This is a genomic window from Streptomyces asoensis (genome assembly GCF_013085465.1).
GTDB lineage: Bacteria > Actinomycetota > Actinomycetes > Streptomycetales > Streptomycetaceae > Streptomyces > Streptomyces cacaoi_A.
Genome location: NZ_CP049838.1, coordinates 861540 through 877452, shown reverse-complemented (window position 1 = coordinate 877452; position 15913 = coordinate 861540). Strand labels below are relative to the sequence as shown.

Genomic DNA, 15913 nt, shown 5'->3' with positions numbered 1-15913 from the left:
CGGCGATTTCCCTAATCCGGCCGAGTCGCCTTGGCGTAGCGGTCCGGGCGGGACCACCAGGACCTCGTTCCGCGAGCACGGCCGGACCGGGTCAGAGGTCCCGGCGCACCGCGAAGTCGACCAGGGAGCGCAGGTCGCGGACGGCACCGGCGGCCAGCGGGGCGTCCGCCAGTGCCGACTCGGCGGCGGCGACCTGCCGGTCCGCCTCGGCGAGCGCCGCCGCCCGCCCACCCGCCGCCTCGGCCAGCGCCGCCGCCTCACCCGGGTCGCCGCCCCGCTCCAGGAGCACGGCCAGCCGACGCGCGGCGGGAGCGGGCGAGTCCAGCGCGGCCAGCACGGGGAACGTCTTCTTCCGCTCGCGCAGATCGCCGTGGACGGGCTTGCCGGTGACCGACGGGTCGCCCCAGATGCCCAGGACGTCGTCGACCACCTGGAACGCGACCCCCAGATGCCGCCCCGCCCGGTCCAGCGCGGCCACCGCCGCCGGGGACGCGCCACCCAGCACGGCCCCCAGCGCGGCCGCGCAGCCGAGCAGCGCACCGGTCTTGCCCTCGGCCATCGCCCGGTAGGCGTCGGGCCGCACCCGCTCCGGCCCCGACCAGGGCCGCGCGGCGAACAGCAGGTCGTCGGCCTGCCCGCGGACGAGGTCCCCGAGGGCTCCGGACAGCAGACGTACGGCGTCGGCGCCGACCGGGGGCGGCTGGAGCGCGAGGGTCTCCACCGCCAGGGCGAACAGAGCGTCACCCGCCAGCACCGCCGGTCCCGTGCCGTACGCCTTCCACACCGTGGCACGCCCACGCCGGGCCGTATCGCCGTCCATGATGTCGTCGTGGAGCAGGGAGAAGGCGTGCACCAGCTCCACCGCCACCGCCGCGGGCACCCCGGCCCGCGCGGGCGCACCGGCCGCCTCGGCGCCGAGCACCGCGAGGGCCTGCCGTACGCCCTTGCCTCCGGAGCCGGCCGCGGGCACCCCGCCGACCCCGCACCAGCCGAAGGAGTAGCCGGCCATCTCGCCCAGCCAGGGGTGCGACCGCCCGACGGCCTCCACGAGCGCGGGGCGCACCAACGCCCGGCAGCGGGCGAGGACCTGGGGCGCGCGGGACCTGGTCGCGGTGGCTTCGCGCACCGTCGAGCCGAGCGCGGTCACCGGGTGACCGCCGCGCGCTCGCCGGAAACCCTGGTCGTGGGTGCCGGTGCCTCTGCCGGTGTCGACGTCGGCGCTTCTGCCGGTGTCGACACCGGCGCCTGTGCCTGTGCTTCTGCCGGTGTCGACGTCGGTGTCTGTGTCGCTGTTGCCGGGGCCGCCGTCTCGACGCCCAGCTCGTTCTGCGCCCGGGCGACCATCTCCCGTGCGTGCCGCAGTCCGATGCGCTCCAGCTCCCGTGCCAGTTCGGCCAGTTCGGCCGCCGTCTCCGTTCGGTCGCGGCCCAGCCGGGCCAGCGACTTCGTCAGGCCGAGCCGGGAGAGCGCCTCGCCGCGCGGCTCGCCCATGGCGCGGAACTCGCCGAGCGCCTGCGTGTACAGCTGCCGGGCCTCGGGGTAACGCCCCGCCCGGTACAGCACGTTGCCGCGCATCTTGTGGTTGTAGGCCAGCGCGCCGGACAGGTTCATCGCACGGCAGGACTCCTCGGCCTCCGTCAGCAGGCCGAGCGCGCGTTCGGTGTCCCCGTCCCGCGCGGAGACGATGTCGGCCAGCCCGCGCAGCGCCCAGGCGTGACCGCGGCGGTCCTCGGCGCCCTCGGCGATCCGGGCCGCCTCCTCGAAGAGGGCGTATGCCGTGTCGTGGGCGCCGGAGTTGCGGTGCATCTGCGCGATGCCCTCCAGAGCCCACACCGTGTGCCGCGCCTCGCCGCGCCTGCGCGCCTCCGCCAGCAACTGCTCGTGCAGCCTGCCCACGGCCTCGTAGTCGCCCTGGATGCGCCCGGTCTCCGCCAGCCCGGCCAGCGAGTAGCCGCGGACCACGATGTCGCCGCCCTGCTCGCCGAGGTCGGCCGCGAGCCCCAGCAGCCGTCGGGCCAGCCGGAACGCGCCCCGCTGCCGGGCCAGGGTGCCGCCGCTCCACAGGGCCCATGCCATCGCGGCGACGTCCCCGGCGTCCCGGGCCGCCCGGTAACTCGCCTTCCAGGCCCGGTCGGCCTCCCGCACCTGCCCCAGGCGGCGGTGTGCCTCGGCGACCGCGAGCCCCGAGCGGGCCGCCTCGACGTGTTCCCCGGCCTGCTCCGCCGCCCGCAACCGCTCGGTGCCGGCGGCCAGTACGTCGTCCAGCGAGGAGTTCACGGACAGGGTGGTGAGAGCGCCCTGGTACTCCGGGGCGAATGCCTTGCCGTACATCGGTTCCCTTCGGCAGACCACCGGGTGTTCACGTATGCACTCTGTGTATACACGGTGGGTATAGTGCGGTGTGCTGCCGGTCAAGACGCGGGCACGGCGAGGGGGGTTGCCTGTGAGGCGTAGATCACCCCTGGGGGCTGGTGGGCTGTCAGGCGCCGAAGAGCTGGGTCCGGTACGTGCCCGAGGGGCCGCCGCCCGCGAAGCCGACGCCGATGTGGGTGAAGGCGGGCTTGAGGATGTTGGCCCGATGACCAGGGCTGTTCATCCAGCCGTCCATCACCTCGGCGGGGGAGCGCTGGCCGCAGGCGATGTTCTCGCCGATGGTCCGCCGGGTCGAGCCCGCGGCGGCGGCCCGGTCCCAGGGTTGGCTCCCCACGGGCGAGGCGTGGGACTGAAGTGCTCTCCCGGGTTGAAGCCGGGAGATTCCCCTCTGCCTTGCGGTGGTGGGCTTGACGCGGTTGCGCGCCTGACGACCGCACCTTCCGGCAGCCGGGAACGCCACGTGGCCGATCCGGTACAGGTGCAAGACGTTCCGGGCCGCACTCCGGTCGGCGTTCGCCTCAAAGCCGCAGCCCGAGCTCTTGCACACGAACGTGGCCTGGTTCTCCCGACTGCCGGGCGTCGTGGAGCCGCAGCCCGAGCAGCGCAGGGAGGTGCCGGGAGCGGGGACCCTGTGGAGGGTGCCGACCAGGACCTGCGCAGGGGTCAGTGCGAGCCGGGCCCGATGCCCGAACTGCCGCTTCGCCCGTGCGCGTTCCGTAATCATGTGATCACTGCACCGTCAGGCTGATGTCACCACACCGGGATCAGCCGGACGCGCCGAGCTCCGGTTCGAGCAGCCGCTCGCGGTAGGCGATCGCCACGGCCTCCGTACGGCTCGCCGCGCTCAGCTTGGCGAGGATGTTGGAGACATGGACGCTCGCTGTCTTGCCGCTGATGAACAGCTCCTCGCCGATCTGCCGGTTGCTCCGGCCGAGCGCGAGCAGCCGCAGGACATCCCGCTCCCGGGCCGTCAGAGCGACCGGACCGCCCCGCGTGGTGGACCCGGCGTCCGTGAGGCGCCCGCGCCGGACCAGGTCGTCCGCCCGCTCCCGCAGGGGCGTGGCGCCCAGTCGTACGGCCGTCTCCCGGGCGGCGCGGGCCTCGGCGGCCGCGTCCTCGCGCCGGTCGGCGGCCAGCAGGGCCTGCGCGTACCGCAGTCGGCAGCGGGCGAGCTCGTAGGCGTCGCCGTAGCCGAACGCCGCCACCGTCCTCTCCCAGGCCGCCGGGTCCGGCCCGATGGTGGCCCACGTCCACTCGGCCTCCGCGCGAGCCAGCCAGGCGCGCCCCTCCGGGCCCTGCGGCACCCCGGTCGCACCCCGCAGGGCCACCGCCCGCGCCGGCTCCAGGAGTTCCGTCGCGACCGCCGACCAGCGGTCGGCCGCCGCCTCGTCACCGCCGCGCCGTGCCTTGGCCGCCGCCTCGGCGACCGCCGTGAGGGCGAGCGCGGTGAGCCGGACCGTGACGTCCGGGAGCATGCCCGTGTCGTCCGTGAGAGCGTCGACCGAGGACCGCAGCCGGGTCACCGCCGCCTCGGCGTCACCGCTCAGTACCGCCGCGTCGGTCAGCACGATGCCCGCGACGAGCGCCGCCATCCAGTCGAAGCGCCCCTCGATCAGGGTCCGGGCCCGGTCGTCGACGCCCTTGTCGCCGCGCGCGAGGCCCACGTACAGGGCGGGACCCACCGCGAATCCCCCCGACGCCGGCAGCACCGCCAGGTCGGTCGTCGCCGTCCGCAGACACTCGTCCCAGCGGCCCAGCGTGTAGAGCACCAGCAGCTGGAGGTACCGCATCTCCAGCGGATACGGCGAGGACAGCAGCCCCGCCCGGCGGGCGCGGTCCAGGCCCTCGGCCAGCCAGGGCAGGCACTCCGCCAGCTCCCCGGCCTCGTAGGCGCCGATGGCCAGGGTGAACAGGGCCCGCATCTCCACCGGCGCGTTGCCGCCGCGCCGGGCCAGTTCACGTGCCTCCGTCAGCCGCGCCCGGCCCTCGGCGGAGCGGCGGCCGTCGCCCTCGAGGTTGGCCAGCGAGACCAGGAGGTCGGCACGCGCGTCCGTCAGCTCGAGTTGCTCGGCGGCGCGCAGCGCCCGGCGCGCGACCCGCAGGGCGGTCTCGGAGTCGCCTACCTGACGGGCCGCCAGGACATGGGTGGCGGCGGCCCACACCCAGGTCGGTGACGGCGGTTCGGCGGGGATCATCGCCAACGCCTCGCTGCTGTAGGCGAACGCGGCCGTCAGACTGTCGACGCCCATGAGCGTGCCGGCCAGCGTGTACCGCACCCGTGCGGCGAGTTCGGAGTCGGCGTCCTGGCCGACGCCCGCGAGCGCGGCCCGGGTCAGGGAGACCGCGCGGTGCGCCTCCCCGGCGTGCGCGGCCGCCGCCGAGGCGCGCAGCATCAGCGTGACGCGGTCGGCACCCTCGCCCGACGGAAGGGCCGGCGCGGGCACCGACTCCCAGAGGTCGAGAAGGGCCTCCAGCTGGCGCAGTTCCTCGGCGGGCGCGCCGACCCGCCGGGCGTGGTCGGCGGCCTCCAGCGACGCGGCGAGGGCCTCGCCCAGGTCATGGCTCTCGCGGTAGTGGTGGGCGCGCTCCGCCGCGGTCTCGGCACGGTGGCCCCGCTCGGCCAGCAGAGCGGCGAACGCGCCGTGCAGCCGGGACCGTTCACCCGGCAGCAGATCGGCGTACACCGCCTCGCGTGCGAGGGCGTGCCGGAAGGCGTACGCGCCGTCGTCGCCCGCGACCAGGAGCTGGTGGCCGACGGCCTCCCGCAGCGCCGACTCCAGCTCGTCCTCGGGCAGTCCGACCGCGTCCCGCAGCAGGTCGTGTTCCACGCGCCGGCCGGCGACGGCGGCGGTCCGCAGCACCTGCTGGGCGGTGTCGGGGAGTTGCTCGACGCGGATGAGGAGGAGGTCGGCCAGCCCGCTGGGCATTCCGCCGGCCTCGTTGTCGGTGGCCGCCAGCAACTCCTCCGCGTAGAAGGCGTTGCCCTCCGCGCGCTCCACGATCCGGCGCACCGTGGCGTCCGGCAGCGGCCGGTCCTCCAGGGCGCGCAGCAGTCGGGCCACCTCGGCGTCCGCCAGCGGCCGCAGCTCCAGCCGGTCCACGGCCGGCAGTCGCACCAGCTCCGCCAGCAGCGGGCGCAGCGGGTGCCGGCGGTGCAGGTCGTCCGCCCGGTAGGAGGCCAGGACCGCCAGCCGGTGACCGGAGCCGTTGCCCGTGGGCCGCTGGAGGAAGCCGCGGCTGAGCAGGAAGCGCAGCAGGTCCCGGGAGGACTGGTCGGCCCAGTGCAGGTCCTCCAGGACGAGGAGCAGCGGTGTGACGTCCGACAGGTCGGCGAGCAGCGCCGCCATCCCCTCGAACAGCCTCAGTCGCCCTTCCCCGCTGCCGGACCGCGGGGCGGAACCCGCTTCGTCGGCGTCCGTGCCCGCGCCGAGCAGCCGGTCGACCAGGGGGTGCGCGGCGAGGACGGCGGCGAACCGCTCGTCGGCGGCGAGCAGGCCCAGGATCTCGGTGAACGGCAGATACGGCAGCCCCACGTCACCGAGGTCGACGCAGTGCCCGGTGAGCACGGTCATACCGGAGCGGGCCGCCCGCGTGGCGACCTCGTCCAGTACCCGGGTCTTGCCCACGCCGGCGTCCCCGGCGATCAGCACCGCGCGCGACTCACCGCCCCGGGCCCGCTCGAGCACGCCGGAGAGCCGGGTGAGCTCCTCTTCCCGGCCGATGAACGGAGTGGCGAACACGGTCTGCGACACGACTCCATCCTGGCACGCGCCACCGACAACGCGGCCCGCGACCAGGAACGGAGCCCTACCGGGACGATCTCAACGGCCCGGTCTCAACGGTGCAGTGACTGCGCCCAGTCCTCCGGCACCCGCCCGGCCGGGCCCGGCACGGGCTGGTCCGCGGGGTGACTGGCCGGCGGGGCGAGCTCGGGCCCGGACTCGTACAGCTCGTCGGTGGAGTAGTCCCAGAACCACTCCTCGCCCGGCTCGAAACTGCGGACCAGGGGATGCCCGCTCGCCTTGAAGTGCGCGGTGGCGTGTTGCGCGGGGGAGGAGTCGCAGCAGCCGACATGGCCGCAGCTCGCGCAGCGCCGCAGGTGGAACCACCAGCCGCCCGCCGAGTCGCAGTCCACGCAGCCGGCGCTGCTGGGCGGGACGCTCGGGTCGATCGCGTCTACGTCGGTCATACGGGCTCCTCGGCGGTCTCGGGGTCCGGTGTGCTCTCGGGGTCGGGGGCGGTCAGCGGCAGCAGCACCTGGAAGCGGGTGTCGCCCGGCACGGACTCCACATGGAGGCTGCCGTGGTGCTTGTTGACGACGATCCGCCAGGAGATGTCCAGGCCGAGCCCGGTGCCCTCGCCCACCGGCTTGGTGGTGAAGAACGGGTCGAAGATGCGGCCCCGGACGTCCGGCGGGATGCCGGGGCCCGTGTCGCGGAACTCCACCAGCAGCCGATCGCCCTCGCGGGCCGTCCGCACGGTCAACGTGCCTTCGCCGCCAGCGCTGTTGACGGCGAAGACGGCGTTGTCGACGAGGTTCGTCCACACCTGGTTGAGCTCCGCCGGGTAGGCCGGGATCGCCGGGAGCGCACGGTCGTAGTCCTTGACGACCTCGATGCGCTGCCCGATCTTGCCCGACAGCATCAGCAGGGTGCTGTCGAGGAGTTCGTGCACGTCGACGACCCGGTAGGGGGCGCGGTCGAGCTGCGAGTACTGCTTGGCGGCGTCGACCAGGTGCGAGATGCGGTTGGTGGAGTCGTCGATCTCGTCCATCAACAGCTCGGTCTCGACCGTGTAGTTGAGCCACCCCATCGCGCCCGGCAGGGTGTCCTCGTCGACGGCGGCCGCGACCTGCTCCAGCCAGTCCACGTCCAGCCCGGCCTGCACGAAGGTCGGCGCGATCCGCCAGCCCTCCTGGATGCCGTGGTCGTCGAGCCAGTCGGTGAGGTCGTCCTCCCGGTCGGAGGCCTCCAGCGGGCTCAACGTCGGTGCCTTGGCGACCAGTTCGGCCGTCCGCTCCTGGATCTCGATCAGCCGGGTCAGCGCCTCCGCGTCGTATGCTCCGGAGGCGATGACGGCCAGCTTGTGCCGCATCTTCGCCACCCGCTCCCGCAGCGTCGCGGTGGCGCGTACGGCCGCCGCGGCCGGGTTGTTGAGCTCATGGGTGAGGCCCGCCGACAACGAGCCCAGGGCCAGCAGCCGTTCACGCTGCCCGATGGCCCGCTGCGTGTTCTTCGAGCCGAAGAACAGCCCCTCCAGCAGGTGCGCCGCCATCGGGAACCACTCCCGCATGATGTTCGAGAACGACTCGGCGGGCAGCACGAAGAACCGCGTCGGCTCGGTCACCCGCATCGAGTTGTTGTAGACCTGCGGCACCTGGTCCCCCAGGTAGGCCTGCATGGCCCCGGCGTACACCCCGCGCTGGGAGGTGCGGCTCACCTCGACGTCGTCCCCGCCGACCCGGCGGTACAGCACGACCGTGCCCTCGACCATCACGTAGAAGCAGGTCGCCGGATCGCCCTCGGTGTACACCGGACCGGGCTCGAACCTCTCCACCCGGCCCTCGCTGCACAGCCGCCCGAGCTGTTCGGGGGAGAGCTTCTCGAACAGGAACAGCGAGCTGATCTCGGTCGGGTTGCACGGCATCAACTGCCCGCTCATGACTGCTCCAGATACCGGTGGACGAGCATCACGGCCATGGCTCCCTCTCCTACGGCGGACGCGACGCGCTTCGCGGACTCGGCGCGCGCGTCGCCCGCCACGAACACGCCGGGAATGCTGGTCTCCAGGTGGTACGGCGGCCGGTCCAGCGCCCAGTCCGCCGGCGGCCGCCCGTCCGGCGTGAGGTCGGGCCCGGCGAGGATGAACCCGCGCTCGTCGCGCAGCACCGTGCCGTCCAGCCAGTCGGTCAGCGGGGCCGCGCCGATGAACACGAACATCCACTGCGCGTCGACGAGTTCGGTCTCCCCGGTCGTCACGTCCCGCAGAGTCAGCTGCTCCAGGTGACCGTCCCCGTGCGCGGCGTCGACGACCGTGCCGGGGCGCACGGAGATGTTGGGCGACTCGTCGATCTGCTGGATCAGGTAGTACGACATCGAAGCCGCCAGGGACTCCCCGCGCACCAGCAGCGTGACGGACTTGGCTCCTCTCGCCAGGTACATGGCCGCCTGGCCGGCCGAGTTGGCGCCGCCCACGATGTAGACGTCCTGCCCCTGGCAGGAGGCCGCCTCGGTGAGCGCCGACCCGTAGAACACCCCGCAGCCGGTCAGGTCGTCGCAGCCCGGCGCCGTCAGTTGCCGGTACGACACGCCCGTCGCGAGGATCACGCTGTGCGCGGCCACCGCCGAGCCGTCCGAGAACCGCACGACGCGCGCGGAGCCGTTGACCTCGAGCCCGGTGACCTCGCGCGCGGTGAGGATCTCGGCGCCGAACTTGGTGGCCTGCCGCCGCGCCCGGTCGGTGAGCTGGGCCCCGGACACGCCGTCCGGGAAGCCCAGGTAGTTCTCGATGCGGGAGCTCTGCCCGGCCTGTCCACCGGTCGCGGACCGCTCCACCAGCACCGTCCGCAGCCCCTCGGAGGCCCCGTACACCGCCGCGCCGAGCCCGGCCGGGCCGCCGCCGATCACCACCAGGTCGTAGAAGTCGGCAGTCGGCGTCGTCGCCAGCCCCACCTGGGCGGCCAGTTCGGGCGCGTCCGGCTCGACCAGGGGCGTGCCGTCCGCGGTGACCACCAGCGGCAGCCGCTGCCCGTCGACCCCGGCCGCGGCCAGCAGCCGCTGCCCCTCCGGCTCGTCGGCGGAGTACCAGCGGTACGGCACCTGGTTGCGGGCCAGGAACTCCCGTACCTCCGACGACCGCGCCGACCAGCGGTGCCCGACCACCTTCGTCGCGGGCACGGGCCGGTAGTCGCTGGAGCGCCAGGCGTCCAGCAGGTCGTCCAGGACGGGGTAGAGCTTCTCCTCCGGCGGGTCCCACGGCTTCAGCAGATAGTGGTCGAGGTCGACGACGTTGATCGCGTCGATCGCCGCGCTCGTGTCGGCGTACGCGGTCAGCAGCACGCGACGGGCGCCCGGATACACGTCCAGGGCCTGTTCGAGGAACTCGATGCCGTTCATCTGGGGCATCCGGTAGTCGGCGAGGATGACGGCCACCAGGTCGCCCCGGAGCTTCAGCTCGCGCAGCGCCTCCAGCGCGGACTCCCCGGACTCGGCGCGCACGATCCGGTACGCCGCGCCGTAGCGGCGCCGCAGGTCACGGGCGACGGCCCGGGAGACCCCCGGGTCGTCGTCCACGGTCAGGATGACGGTCCGCGCCGAATCGGCGGCCTGTGCCATACGTCTCCCACCCCGAGAGGGTCGTCACTCACGGCGGCACGGCGAAGCCCGCGCCGGCTCCGCCCATCGTATGTTCGATCGCCCCGGTCCGCTTCGGGATACCGGCGGACCGTGCGCTCTGAGCACAGGGCAGGGCACCCGCGGTCAAGACGGCCGCCGCGCCCCCAGCACGCAGAACTCGTTGCCCTCGGGGTCGACCAGCGTCACCCACGGCTGCTCGCCCTGTCCGATGTCCGTGTGGCGGGCGCCCAGCGACAGCAGACGGGTCACCTCGGCGTGCTGGTCGTCGGGGCGGAAGTCCAGGTGGAGCCGGTTCTTGACCGTCTTCCCCTCCGGCACTCGGACGAAGAGCAGGCCCGGCAGCCGGTCCCGCTCCGGTCGGATCTCGTACTCGTCGGACGCTTCGTCGACCACGACCCATCCGAGGGCCGCGGCCCACCAGCGCCCGAGCGCCACCGGGTCGGTCGAGTCGACGATCACTTGCTCCCACTCCAAAGCCATGGCTGAAGCGTAGTGAAGACTGGGCCCGACAGATGTGATCACGACAGAAGGAGGCGGCGGGATGACGGTCCCGATCACGGCAGGGGTCGACGGGACGGACGAGAGCCTCGCGGCGCTCGCCTGGGCGGCCCGCGAGGCCGTCCGGCGCGACCTGGGACTGCGGGTGGTGCACGCCTGGCGGTTCCAGCCGAACGCGGCGGCCGACGTGGCGGACCGGGGCGCCCAGGAGCAGTGGGTGCGGGACTCCGTGCGGCAGGCCGTCGCGACGGTCGCCGAGCGGCACCCGGCGCTCGCCGTCACCACCGACGTCCGGGAGGGCGGCCCGGTCGAGACGCTCGTCGCCGCCGCGGCGGACGCGGAACTGCTGGTGCTCGGCTCGCGCGGGCACGGAGCGGTGGTCGGGTTCCTGCTGGGCTCGGTCGGCCAGCAGGTGATCGCCGAGGCCGCGCGCCCGGTCGTGCTGGTCCGCGCCGGTGACGAGCCCTCGTCGGAGGTGGCCGGCCACGAGATCGTCGTCGGCCAGCACGGCGAGCCCGAGGACAGTGCCCCCGCGCTGCGCTTCGCGTTCGAGACGGCGGCCGCCCGGGGCGCGGGCGTCCGTGCGGTACGGGCCTGGACGCTCCCGCCGGTGTTCGCCTACAGCCCCGGCTCGCTGAAGCTCGCCGACGACGCCGGCGGCCTGGAGCCGTACGAGAAGAAGGCGCTGGCCGATGCCCTGGAGCCGTGGCGGGAGCGATTCCCCGATGTGCCGGTGGTGGAGCACGTGGAGATGGGCAGCGCCGGGCAGGTGCTGCTGTCGGTGTCCGGGCGGGCACAGCTCATGGTGGTCGGCCGCCGCGCCCACCGCACGGCCGTGGGCGCCCGGATCGGCTCGGTGGCACACGGCGTCCTGCACCACGCGGACTGCCCGGTCGCCGTCGTGCCCCACGACTGACTCACTCCGGGATCGTCGGCTCCAGGGTCTCCCGTGCCTTGGGCAGGATCTTGTTGATGTAGTCCTCGACCACCGTGTCGAGCCCGATGTCGTGCTGCGCGTGCTCCGAGAGGTACCAGCGGTGTTCGAGGAGCTCGTGGTAGATCTCCGCCGCGTCCATGGAGCCGCGCAGCTCGAGGGGGACCGCGCGAACGGTGGGCCGGAAGACGTCCCGCACCCAGCGGTGCGCCAGCACCTCCGGGCGGGCGGCGAGGGGGTCGCCCGGGGCGTAGTCGTCCTGGGTGGCCATCCAGCTCTCGAGGTCGTTCAGCAGCCGCCGGGCCTGGTTCTCCTCGGTGTCCAGGCCGGTGAGGCGCAGCAGCTGGCGCTGGTGGTGGCCCGCGTCGACGACCTTCGGCACGAAGGTGACCGTGTCGCCGTTGGAGGAGTGCTCGATCTGCATCTCGGCGACGTCGAAACCGAGCTCGTTGAGCCGGCGGATCCGGCGCTCGATGTAGTGGTACTTGCCCGCCGGGTAGACCGAGGTGCGGGTCAGTTCCTGCCACAGCGCCCCGTAGCGGGCGCAGATCTCCGTGCCGAACTCGATCGGGTCCACCGAGGGGTGCAGCGCCCCGGACGCCTCCAGGTCGAGCAGCTCGCCGCTGATGTTGACGCGGGCGAGGTCGAGGTCGTAGTCGCGCTGGCCGGGGCTCAGCTGGGGGTGCAGGTCGCCGGTCTCGGCGTCGACGAGGTAGGCGGCGTAGGCGCCCGCGTCCCGCCGGAACAGCGTGTTGGACAGCGAGCAGTCGCCCCACGCGAACCCGGCCAGATGCAGCCGCACCAGCAGCACGGCGAGGGCGTCCATGAGCCGGTGCATGGTCGCCGGGCGCATCGTCGTCTCGAACATCGAGCGGTACGGCATCGAGCCGCCCAGATGCCGGGTGACCAGCACCGACTCCAGCGGGACGCCGCCGTTGTCGGCGCGGCCGGTGACCACGGCCAGCGGGTCGACGGCGGGGATGCCGAGCCGGTCCAGGTCGCGCAGCAGCTCGTACTCGCGCAGCGCGGGGCGTTCGGCAAGCTCCTTGACGGCGATCACCTCGTCGCCGGCCTGGGCGTAGCGCACCACGTGACGGGAGATGCCGCGCGGCAGCGGGACGAGGACCTCCTCGGGCCACTCCTCCAGGGGCAGGTGCCAGGGCAGCTCCAGCAGGAGTGCCGGATGCTCCGGGTTGGTGGCGCTGATCTGCAAAGCCATGGCCTGACCTTAGACGGCGCGTTCGCGGGCCTGCTGGGCAGCCGCCTTCACGGACCCCTGGTGCAGCGGGCCGTGCCCGGGCAGCAGCAGATCGGCCGCGAGCCCTTCGATCACGTCCAGGGACTCCACCGCGCGGGCGCGCTCGTGGTGGAACATGTCCGGCAGCAGCTGCGGCCCCTCCAGCCGGGAGGTCGGATGGCCGCTGACCAGGGCGTCGCCCGAGATGACGACGCCGGCCTCCGGGAGGTGGAAGACGGCGTGGCCGCCGGTGTGGCCGGGGGTGTGCACCGGGACGGGCCGGCCGGGCAGGTCGAGCGGGCCGCCGGCGCCGGGGAACGCCTCGGGCGCGGTGACCGGGTGCTGCTCGGTGCCGCCGGAGCGCAGCGCGTGCACCATCCAGGGCAGCACACCGGGCCGCCAGGCGTTCCTCAGCACCTCGCCCACGCTCACCTGCTGGAGGAACTCCCGGCGGGCGTGCGGCACTTCGGCCTCGTGCAGATACACCGGGGTGCCGTAGGCGGAGCGCAGGTGCTCGGCGGAGCCCAGGTGGTCGTTGTGGGCGTGGGTGATCAGCACGGCCGTGACGGCCTCCGGTGAACTGCCCACGGAGGCGAGGGAGTCCAGGACCAGCTGCCGGTCTCCCGGGTAGCCGGTGTCGATCAGGGTGACGGCGTCCCCTTCGGCGAGGATCACCCAGTTGGTGTTGCTGCCGTGCACCAGGTAGGTGCCGTCCGCCACTTGCCGTACGTCTGCCCGCATGGCCGTCCCGTGTCCTGGAGATCTGTCGTCGACGGGGACAGCAAAGCAGATCACCGGGCGGATGTGGACGGTGGGGTTCCACGCAGGCCGAACAGGAATCTCGTCACCCGCGTCCGGCGCACCCCGTACTCGTACACCAGCAGGATCACCGTCAGCGAAGCGATCACGATCACCGCGTACTTGACGATGATCGGCGCCGACCAGCCGACCACGCCGTAGGCGAAGGCGACGACCACCGGCTGGTGGAGCACGTACAACGGCAGCGCGGCGACCGCGAGGTACCCCAGCACCCGGCCGGGCGGCCGCCGGTGCGGGCGGGGCCGGTCCAGCAGCCCCAGGATCGCCACCACCCAGGCCCAGCCCGCCGCGCCGAACAGCGCCCGGGTGAGCAGCGCGAGCGGGGTCCGGTCGGTGAACGGGTCGTCCGCGCCCATGAACCCGGGCGCGGTCGCCGCGAACAGCGCCAGTCCGAGCAGGCCGACCGGCACGGCCACGCGACGCGTCGCGGCCCGGATCCGGTCGTCGCCGGACAACGCGTAACCGTGGACGAAGAACACCAGGTACGCCCAGCGGTTCCAGCCGGCGTAGCTCTCCTCCATGCCCAGGAGACAGTCGATCGCGGCGAGCGGAAGGGCGGGCAGGAGCAGCAGGCCCGGCCGCCGCGCCACCGCGTCGCCGATCCGCGGCGCACCGGAGGCCAGCGGGCCCGCGACCGGGGCGAGGAGCAGGCAGTAGGCGAGCAGGAGGACCACGAACCACAGGTGGCCGGTCTCGAAGTGCTCCCCTCGCAGGACGAAGGGGAAGTCGCCGAGGTCGGGGCGGACGTCGAAGAAGTGCAGCCAGAAGCGCCCGTACGGCTCGTCGTAGCCGGGGTCGGCGGCGCGCAGCCGCAGCCACTGCGGGACGGGGACGATGGTCGGCGTCGCGAGGACCAGGGGGACGCCGAGGCGCATCAGGCGTTCGCGGGCGAATCCGCCCGGGCCGCGCCGGCCGATCGAGTAGCGGGCGCCGAGACCGGCCACGAGGAAGAGCATCGGCATCGCCCACACCACCCCGAGCCCCGCGACGACGGTGACGACATCGGTCGTGTCGCGGTTCTTGACGTAGAAGTCGTCGTCCGGGGAGAAGACCAGGGCGGCGTGGAAGAACACCAGGCCCACGACCACGAGGGCACGCAGGACGTCCAGTTCGGTCCGCCGGGGCCGCGCGCTCGGCCTGGCCCCGGCGGTGGACGCGGGCTCCGGTGGGTCGGTCATGCGGTCAAACTACGTACCCCTGAGGGGTGGGGACACAGGTACCGTCGGCTCCGTTTCAGCGCACCCCGCACGGGCGGAACTGGACGCTGATGCGCGGCCCGGCGGCGCGGGCGGACTTGGGGACGCAGTGCTCCCAGGTCCGCTGGCAGGAGCCGCCCATCACGATCAGGTCGCCGTGTCCCAGCGGGCGCCGTACCGTCTCGCCCCCGCGTGCCGGGCGCAGCAGCAGGTCGCGCGGGGAGCCCACGGAGAGGATCGCGACCATGGTGTCCTCCCGGGCGCCGCGGCCGATCCGGTCGCCGTGCCAGGCGACGCTGTCCCGGCCGTCGCGGTAGTGGCACAGGCCGGCGGTGACGAAGGGCTCGCCCAGCTCCTCGGCGTAGTGCGCGGACAGTGCCCGTCGTGCCTGGGTCAGCACCGGGTGGGGCAGCTCCTCGCCGGCTCCGTAGAACGCCAGCAGGCGCGGTACGTCGATGACGTTGTCGTACATCTTCCGGCGCTCGGCACGCCACGGAACCTCGCTCGCCAGCTGTTCGAACAGGGCGTCCGAGCCGGTGAGCCAGCCCGGCAGCACATCGATCCAGGCGCCCGCGCCGAGCGTGGTCCGGCGGATCCCGTCGAGGGAGCCGAGGCGCAGTTCGTCGGTCTGGTCGAAGAGGGAGCCCTGGAGGTGGTGCGCGGTCATGGTTCCAGCGTACGCCTTAATCGAAAATATGTTCCCTTCTGTTGTTCCGGCTGGCCCGGAGTCGCACGGCGGCCCCCGCGCGTGGGGCGGGTGCGGCTTGCTTCGAGAGGGCTTTCGATACATCGATGTATCGGATACATTCCCGTATCGAACGGAGGTCCGAGATGGCGGCGGAGCAGACCGAGCAGACCGAGCGGACGCCCGGGCGCGTCACCAGGCGCCGGGTCCGCACACGGGCCAAGCTGCTCGACGCCGCCTTCGAGGTGTTCGCCGCCAAGGGCTTCGGGCGGGTCTCCATCGAGGAGGTCTGCGAGGCCGCCGGCTACAGCAGGGGCGCCTTCTACTCCAACTTCGACAGCCTGGACGAGCTGTTCTTCGCCCTCTACCGGCAGCGGGCCGACCTGATCGCCGAGCAGGTGTCCGGAGCCCTCGCCCTCGACGGACCCGACCTCGACGTGCCCGCCGCCGTCGACCGGGTCACCGAGGTGCTCCTCCTCGACCTGGACTGGCTCCTGGTGAAGACGGACTTCCTGGTGCACGCGGCGCGGGCTCCGGACGTCGCGCAGACCCTGCTGGAACACCGGGCGCGGCTGCGGCGGGCGATCGCCGACCGGCTCGCCCGGGCCCGGGGTCTCGCCGAACCGCCGGCCGTGCTCGGGGACGTCGACAGCGCGGCGCACGCCGTGGTCGCCGCCTACGACGGAGTCACCGCCCAACTGCTGCTGGACAAGGACGTCGAGGGTGCTCGTGTCTGGCTGAAGCAACTGCTCACCGCGCTGCTGACCGACGGCAGCGGCACCCCGGAATGACATCCTCAGGAGAAAGGCAGCGGAC

At 73.4% G+C, this 15913-nt stretch carries 13 protein-coding genes and 2 pseudogenes; 2 read left to right on the top strand and 13 right to left on the bottom strand.

Annotated features, from left to right (window positions below; genetic code table 11):
- Positions 1–91 precede the first annotated feature (91 nt).
- The 9 genes and pseudogenes from G9272_RS03995 to G9272_RS03955 all read right to left on the bottom strand — a co-directional run bounded on the left by G9272_RS03995 (position 92) and on the right by G9272_RS03955 (position 10208).
- Entirely contained in the window at positions 92–1147 is a 1056-nt protein-coding gene (locus G9272_RS03995; RefSeq protein WP_171395232.1) for a polyprenyl synthetase family protein, read from the bottom strand.
- Positions 1144–2331 (bottom strand): tetratricopeptide repeat protein, encoded by a 1188-nt coding sequence (locus tag G9272_RS03990; RefSeq protein ID WP_171395231.1) that lies wholly within the window; start codon positions 2329–2331, stop codon positions 1144–1146. Before G9272_RS03990 ends, G9272_RS03995 begins: the two co-directional genes overlap by 4 nt.
- A gap of 148 nt (positions 2332–2479) precedes the next feature.
- Positions 2480–2734: pseudogene (locus G9272_RS03985) on the bottom strand (CAP domain-containing protein); the annotation flags it as partial.
- A 30-nt stretch (positions 2735–2764) separates the two neighbouring features.
- Positions 2765–3016 (bottom strand): annotated as a pseudogene (locus G9272_RS46360) (zinc ribbon domain-containing protein); the annotation flags it as partial.
- Positions 3017–3137: 121 nt separating this feature from the next.
- On the bottom strand, positions 3138–6125 hold the full coding sequence (locus G9272_RS03975; protein WP_171395230.1) for an ATP-binding protein: 2988 nt from the start codon (positions 6123–6125) through the stop codon (positions 3138–3140).
- Positions 6126–6208: 83 nt separating this feature from the next.
- Entirely contained in the window at positions 6209–6562 is a 354-nt protein-coding gene (locus tag G9272_RS03970) for a UBP-type zinc finger domain-containing protein (RefSeq protein ID WP_171395229.1), read from the bottom strand.
- Complete coding sequence (locus tag G9272_RS03965; RefSeq protein WP_171395228.1) at positions 6559–8034, bottom strand: ATP-binding protein; 1476 nt, start codon at positions 8032–8034, stop codon at positions 6559–6561. Before G9272_RS03965 ends, G9272_RS03970 begins: the two co-directional genes overlap by 4 nt.
- Positions 8031–9707 carry an FAD-dependent oxidoreductase gene (locus G9272_RS03960; protein ID WP_171395227.1) on the bottom strand — a complete coding sequence of 559 codons (1677 nt, stop codon included), beginning with the start codon at positions 9705–9707 and terminating at the stop codon, positions 8031–8033. Before G9272_RS03960 ends, G9272_RS03965 begins: the two co-directional genes overlap by 4 nt.
- Positions 9708–9851: 144 nt before the next feature.
- Complete coding sequence (locus G9272_RS03955) at positions 9852–10208, bottom strand: VOC family protein (RefSeq protein WP_171395226.1); 357 nt, start codon at positions 10206–10208, stop codon at positions 9852–9854.
- 61 nt (positions 10209–10269) lie between these two features.
- Here G9272_RS03955 and G9272_RS03950 point away from each other — a divergent pair, with 61 nt between their 5' ends.
- Entirely contained in the window at positions 10270–11142 is an 873-nt protein-coding gene (locus G9272_RS03950) for a universal stress protein (RefSeq protein ID WP_171395225.1), read from the top strand.
- A gap of 1 nt (position 11143) precedes the next feature.
- On the opposite strand, the gene G9272_RS03945 is transcribed toward G9272_RS03950, so the two are convergent.
- The 4 genes from G9272_RS03945 to G9272_RS03930 are packed head-to-tail and all read right to left on the bottom strand — an operon-like array spanning position 11144 to position 15079.
- The gene (locus tag G9272_RS03945) at positions 11144–12379 is read right to left on the bottom strand and encodes a DUF4032 domain-containing protein (RefSeq protein WP_171395224.1); all 1236 of its coding nucleotides are present in this window, start codon (positions 12377–12379) and stop codon (positions 11144–11146) included.
- Between the two features lie 9 nt (positions 12380–12388).
- Positions 12389–13138: an MBL fold metallo-hydrolase gene (locus G9272_RS03940; protein ID WP_171395223.1), complete on the bottom strand. Its 750-nt coding sequence runs from the start codon at positions 13136–13138 to the stop codon at positions 12389–12391.
- 50 nt (positions 13139–13188) lie between these two features.
- Positions 13189–14394, bottom strand: coding sequence for an acyltransferase family protein (locus tag G9272_RS03935; protein ID WP_171395222.1), 1206 nt, complete (start codon positions 14392–14394; stop codon positions 13189–13191).
- A gap of 55 nt (positions 14395–14449) precedes the next feature.
- Positions 14450–15079, bottom strand: a complete 630-nt coding sequence (locus tag G9272_RS03930; protein WP_171395221.1) for an alpha-ketoglutarate-dependent dioxygenase AlkB — start codon at positions 15077–15079, stop codon at positions 14450–14452.
- Positions 15080–15243: 164 nt separating this feature from the next.
- On the opposite strand from G9272_RS03930, the gene G9272_RS03925 reads away from it, so the two are divergent.
- Positions 15244–15888, top strand: a complete 645-nt coding sequence (locus tag G9272_RS03925) for a TetR/AcrR family transcriptional regulator (RefSeq protein ID WP_171395220.1) — start codon at positions 15244–15246, stop codon at positions 15886–15888.
- The last annotated feature ends 25 nt before the right edge of the window (positions 15889–15913 follow it).